A 5,706-nucleotide genomic window follows, 5' to 3' on the forward strand; every position below is an offset into this window, starting at 1 on the left:
GCGGTCTTCACCGTCGCCTCGTCAATGTCGTACCACGCCACCCGCACCTCCGGCAGCGTGCCACCGCCTCCGGCCTCGGCAACATAGGTGATGCTCTCGCGGCGGCTGCCGCTGAGCGCGCCCCGCTCGTCTTGCTCGGACAAGCGCGGCTCGTCCGGATAGGCGGCCAACCCCGGCAGCGGCGCAGCCTCCAGCAGCGGCGGCAGGAACATCGGCGAAACCCCGGCAACCTCGGCGGTCAGCCTGCGCGTCAGGCTGTCCCCCGGCACCATCTGCGCCGCGCCCTCGATCTCTTGCGTCAGCGTCAGGTCAGAGGCGGCGATGAAAGGATCAAGCCCTTCTGCCCCTTCGGGCACAACCCCGGAAAAGCCGATGGCCTCGGTGGTCAGGCGGCTCTGCCTTGGCGCGCCGCTGTCCGGGTCCTGCCATGTCACCAGAATTTCCTGCGGCGGCAGCGTAAAGGCCCCGGGCACCATCGGCGAGATCGAGTAGCGGCGCGTCACGCCCGCCCATGTCTCGCCCTCCACCCGTTCCGAGGTGGGGTTGGTCGCACGCCCCGGCAGGCGCACCAGAAGGTTCGGCGCCTCGAAATCCGGCCAGACCGGCGGCGTCGGCATGAAGGTCGGCACCAGCAGCGTCAGCCGCAGGCTCAGCGGCTGACCGGGAATCGCGGTGGTCTCCGGGAAGTCCACCCGAAGTTGCGGCTCCTGCGCCGCTTCCTGCGCGGCGACAGGCAGCGCCAGCAGCAGCGCCAGCAGCAGGCCACTCCAGCGGATCATTCCCCTGCCTCCTCGGCGGGAGGCGCTGCCGCGGCAGCTGGCGCGGACGCCGCCTCGAGCGCAAAGCGCATGCGCAGGAAATCCCCGGTGCGGGTGTCCACCGTGTTCATCCAGGCGTCGGCGGTCAGCAATTCACCGCCGCCGCCCTCGTCGCGCGGGCGCAGGGTCTCTTCGCCCTGCCCGCTTTCGTTGTCGTACACCTCTTCGTCGGCACCGATCCCACGATCTTCGCCGGTGTCGGACTGCGCCTGCATGTCCTCGACATAGGCCACGATGCGGTTGGCCGTCGCGAGGTTCTCTGCCGCACCGGGATAATCGGGATCGCGCTGCAGCGCGGTTTCGAAGGCGCGCACCCCATCGCGATAGCTGCGCGACTTGATCTGGGCCAGCCCCTGCACCATCGCCGCCTGCGCCGTCTCGACCCGGTTCAGAACCTCGATCGCGGCGGTGTATTGGCCGTCCTTGTACAGCGCGATGCCGCGCCAGAGAGGATCGACGAAATGCTCTGCAGCCCGGTCGAAAGCCTTGTCCTCGAACGCCAGCCGCCCCTGTTGATCGGGGGTGAGAAACCAATCGGCAACCCCGTCGGCGCGCGCGGCCTGCGGCTGTGCCAGCACCGCCAGCGCCGCGATTGCCACCCAGCGCATGGTCCAGCCGCGCCGGAACCACAGCAGCAACAGCACCGCCGCCGGCCACGCCAGCCAGTCGGCGCGGTCCAGCCATGGCTGCTCCACGTCATCAAGCTGCGCCCGCCGGTAGGCGGCGTTGAGCAGACCGTCGAGCCGGTTGATGTCGCTGGCATCTGGCGTCACCGCCACCACCGGCACCGACAGCGCGTCGAGCCCCCGGTCGTCATTGCCTTCCGGACGCAGCGCCAGCACCGCCAAGGGCCGCGTGCTGGCATTGAAAGCCGCCACATCGGCGGGATCGACGCTGTCGGCCACGAACAGAATGCCGCCCGGCGCATCCTCGTCCGCCAGCAGCGCCTCGGCCAGAGCGAGCGCATCGCTCGCCACGGCGCCTTCCTTGGGCATGATTTCGGGCGTGAGCCCCTCCAGATAAGGCAGCATGATCTGCGCGTCCTCGGTCATTGGCAGCACCACATGCGCGGTGCCAGCATACGCCAGCAGCGCCGTGCGCGCGCCGGCCCGCAATTCAAGGAAATCGCGGATCTTCTGCTTGCCACGTTCCAGCCGCGACGGCGCGATGTCGGTGGTCTCCATGCCGGGGGTGACGGCAAGCACCACCGCCGCCGGCGCCGATTGCGCGGCAAAAGGATCGGGCACGCGCGACCATGTCGGCCCGGCCGCGCCGAGCAGCGACAGGATGAGGATTGCAGCCGTGCTGTCGATCGGGGTGATGCGCCGCCGCCGATGACGCCCGACGGTCAGCGCCGCGCGCAGATGCGGCGCGATGCCTTCGGCCAGCAGATGACGGTCCCGGTCGGCACGGCGCGCCAGCCACCACAGCAACAGCACCAGCGGGATCAGCAGCAGCCACAGCGGACGCAGAAAATGAAACGCCTCAAAGACCAGCGCCAGATCGGTCATCACAGCGCCCCCCTGCTCTCAGAGATGCGGAACAAAGCCCAGGCACCGCTCATGACGCCACCTCCGTCCTGCCGCTCGGCTGCGCGGCGCGCCGCATCCGCCGCAGCACCATATAAGCCAGCGACGCCAGCCCCAGCAGCGCCGCCAGCCCCATCGGCACCCACGCCAGCGCGCGCCTTGGACGGAACGACAGCGTCTCGGTCTCGCGCGGGGCCAGCGCGTCGATGCGCGCGTACACCGCATCCAGCGCCGCCTCGTCCTCGGCGAAGAAATAGGCTCCGCCGGTGCGCGCGGCGATGGTCTGCAGCGCCGCCAGATCGACCCGGTTCTCGCCAGTGGTCTCGGGATCGCCCACGCCGATGGTGTAAATCTCGACACCGCGATCCGCGGCGATCTCGGCAGCATTCACCGGGCTCATGCGGCTGGCGGTGTCCGAGCCATCGGACAGCAGGATCAGCAGGCGCTGGTCGATGTCGCTGCTTTCGAAAGTACGGATCGCAAGGCCGATGGCATCGCCAAGCGCCGTGTGCGGCCCGGCCATGCCAACCTCGGTGCGCGCCAGAAGATCGGTGACGGTCTGCAGATCGTCGGTCAGCGGGGTCTGCAGATAGGCCGCCGAGCCGAAGACGATCAGCCCCATGCGATCGCCCTCGCGCCCGGCGACAAAGCCCGACACCACGTCTTTCACTGCCGCAAGGCGCTGTTTGGCGCTGCCATCCGGGCTCGAAAAATCACGCGCGTCCATCGAGCCCGAGATGTCGATCGCCAGCACCACGTCCCGTGCCGCCGTCTCGATGGTGATCGGCGCGCCAACCCGTTCGGGACGTGCCAGCGCCAGCACCAGCAGCGCCCAGCACAGCCCCGCGGTGAGCGTCGACAACACGGGGCGCGACAGGATCACCGCCCCAGCGCGCGGCTCGGCCCCCGCCGCTTCGGTCATCCGGCGAAAGAACGGAAACCGCAGCGCGCTTTCCCGTTCGCGGTGCGGCGGCACCAGCCAGCGCACCAGCAGCGGCAGCGGCAGCAACAGCAGCATCCACGGCGCAGCGAGCGAGATCATGCGGGCACCTCCCTTCGGGTCGTCGGGGCGCGGCTGGCCCGGTGCCCCTTGAGCCACGCCTCAGCGGCGGCCAGCAGGTCTGGCGACGGCGCCGCCGCCTCGTCCCGATAGGGCGCGCTGCGCAACTCGGCGCCCGCGGCCTCGGGGAAGGCGCCGCGCCCGGAACGACCCAAGAAGTCGATCCACGCCGCGCCGGTCAGCGAGGCCACCTCCTCGCGCGGATAGGCCGCCAGCGCGGCCCGGCGCAGGATCACCGCAAGCTCTGCCGTGGTGTCGGCGCGGCTCAGCGCGCGGAGCGCCTCGCGGCGATAACGGTTGTCCCGATGCGCCCGCGCCCAGCACCACAGCCCCCACGCCATCAGCGCCACAACAAGCAGCGCTAGCGCGACCCAGCCCCATGTCTGCGGCATCAGCGACACCGGCGCGGGAAGCGGTGGCTCCACCAATTCATCGATGAGCGACACAAGGCTCTCGACCTCTGGCGTTTCGTCCTCGTTCATCTTGGTCCAAGCCCCAGCAACCGCCGCATCTGCGGCAGGGTCTCTTCCCCGGCCGAAAGCGGCAGCACGGCCACACCGAAGCGGCGCTGCCAGTCGAGCACGTCGGCCAGTCGGCCCTTCGACATTTCGATCAGACCGCGGCGCGCGTCCGGCGCGTCGGTGTCGATCTCGGCCTGCAGTTCGCCGTCGGTGACGATCAGCCGCAAGCCTTTCGGCAACTCGCCGGCGCTGGGGTCAGTCACCGGCACGAGGATCAGATCGTTGTGCCGCGCCAACCCCGAGACGATGCGGTCCGTCTCGGCGTCGATGCCGTCAAAATCACTGAGCACGATGATCAGGTGGTTGCGGCTGGCAATCCGCGCCACCGCGCGCAGCACCTGCGTCAGCCCCAAGGGCGGCACATTCGGCGCCTCGGCGTGCAGAATTTGGTTCGCCTCGGCCAGCGCGGTCATGAACCGGTTGAGCGCCCCACGGCTGCGCTGGGGCCGGATCTCGGCCAAAAGCTCATCGCCGAAGACGATGCCCCCCACGCGATCCCCCTGATCGAGAATGCGAAAGGCGGTCATTGCCGCGGCCTCGGCAGCGGTGACGGACTTCATTGCCCGCTTGGTGCCAAAGAACATCGACATGCGCTGGTCGACCACCAGTAGCGCCGGGCGGTCACGCTCTTCGGTCATCACCCGCACGTGCGGCTTGCCGGTGCGGGCGGTGACCTTCCAGTCGATGGCACGAATGTCGTCGCCGGGCAGGTAGTCGCGCAATTCCTCGAAATTCAGCCCGCGCCCGCGCAGGCGCGAGGCATGGCGTCCATTGAGCACAGACTGCGCCGGTTGCCGAGGCAGGAAGCTGAGGCCGCGCGCCGGACCTTCAAGGCTGCGCAGATAAGCGAGATCAGTGTGAATGCGCGGATCATCGGTGACCTGCGGAGCCTTGGGCAATGTCCCGGTGCGGATGCGGGCGGCGCGGTCCTTCATGGTCTCCTCCTTGGGCCCTGATCAGGGCAGCGCCACCTGCCGGACGATTTCTGCGACCACGTGATCGGGGCTGACGCCCTCGCCCTGCGCCTCGTAGGACAGGCCCAGCCGGTGGCGCAGCACGTCGGGCACCACGGCCCGCACGTCCTCGGGATCGACGTAGTCGCGCCCGGCAAGCCATGCGTGGGTGCGCCCGCATTTGTCCAAGGCCAGCGAGGCGCGCGGACTGGCCCCGACCTCGATCCAGCGCTTGAGATCGTCACCAAACTCAGCAGGCACCCGCGTGGCGTTGACCAGATCGGCGATGTAACGCTCCATCTCGGGCGCGACGTGCAGCGCCGCGATCTCGCGCCGCGCGGCAAAGACCGCTTCTTGCGGGATCGGGGCCGGGCGCTCTGTGGCAGAGGCGCCCTGCCCGGCCTGTGCCGCCTGTGCGGCGATCTCTTCGCCCCGTACGAGGCGGATCACTTCGACCTCGTCCTCGACCGGCGGATAGGTGATGTTCACATGCATGAGAAAGCGATCCATCTGCGCCTCGGGCAGCGGATAGGTGCCCTCTTGCTCGATAGGGTTCTGCGTCGCCATGACCATGAACAGCGGCTCCATCTTGTGGGTGGTGCCCGCGACGGTCACCTGCCGTTCCTCCATCGCCTCGAGCAGCGCCGCCTGCACCTTGGCGGGCGCGCGGTTGATCTCGTCGGCCAGTACGAGGTTGGCAAAGATCGGCCCGGCTTCAAAGCGGAACTCTCCGCCGCCCTCGCCCTGATAATAGACCTCGGTGCCGGTGACATCCGAGGGCAGCAGATCGGGGGTGAACTGGATGCGGCTGAAGTCGCATTCGAG

The 5,706-nt window shown here is 69.1% G+C and carries 5 protein-coding genes and 1 pseudogene; all 6 read right to left on the minus strand.

The window, feature by feature from the left end:
• Positions 1–779: pseudogene (locus ACXAJT_RS27355) on the minus strand (hypothetical protein); the annotation flags it as partial.
• On the minus strand, positions 776–2,329 hold the full coding sequence (locus tag ACXAJT_RS27360; RefSeq protein ID WP_475242124.1) for a vWA domain-containing protein: 1,554 nt from the start codon (positions 2,327–2,329) through the stop codon (positions 776–778). The gene ACXAJT_RS27360 and the pseudogene ACXAJT_RS27355, both read right to left, overlap by 4 nt.
• 49 nt (positions 2,330–2,378) lie before the next feature.
• A complete protein-coding gene (locus ACXAJT_RS27365) occupies positions 2,379–3,389 on the minus strand; it encodes a vWA domain-containing protein (protein ID WP_475242126.1) in 1,011 nt (336 codons plus the stop codon).
• The gene (locus ACXAJT_RS27370) at positions 3,386–3,889 is read right to left on the minus strand and encodes a DUF4381 domain-containing protein (RefSeq protein WP_475242128.1); all 504 of its coding nucleotides are present in this window, start codon (positions 3,887–3,889) and stop codon (positions 3,386–3,388) included. The genes ACXAJT_RS27365 and ACXAJT_RS27370 overlap by 4 nt, the downstream gene beginning before the upstream one ends.
• Positions 3,886–4,863 carry a DUF58 domain-containing protein gene (locus tag ACXAJT_RS27375; RefSeq protein WP_475242131.1) on the minus strand — a complete coding sequence of 326 codons (978 nt, stop codon included), beginning with the start codon at positions 4,861–4,863 and terminating at the stop codon, positions 3,886–3,888. The genes ACXAJT_RS27370 and ACXAJT_RS27375 overlap by 4 nt, the downstream gene beginning before the upstream one ends.
• A 21-nt stretch (positions 4,864–4,884) precedes the next feature.
• Positions 4,885–5,706 (minus strand): AAA family ATPase (locus tag ACXAJT_RS27380; RefSeq protein ID WP_475242133.1); only part of this gene is annotated, 822 nt, incomplete at its 5' end.

The organism is Salipiger sp. ABF4_146 (genome assembly GCF_056161345.1).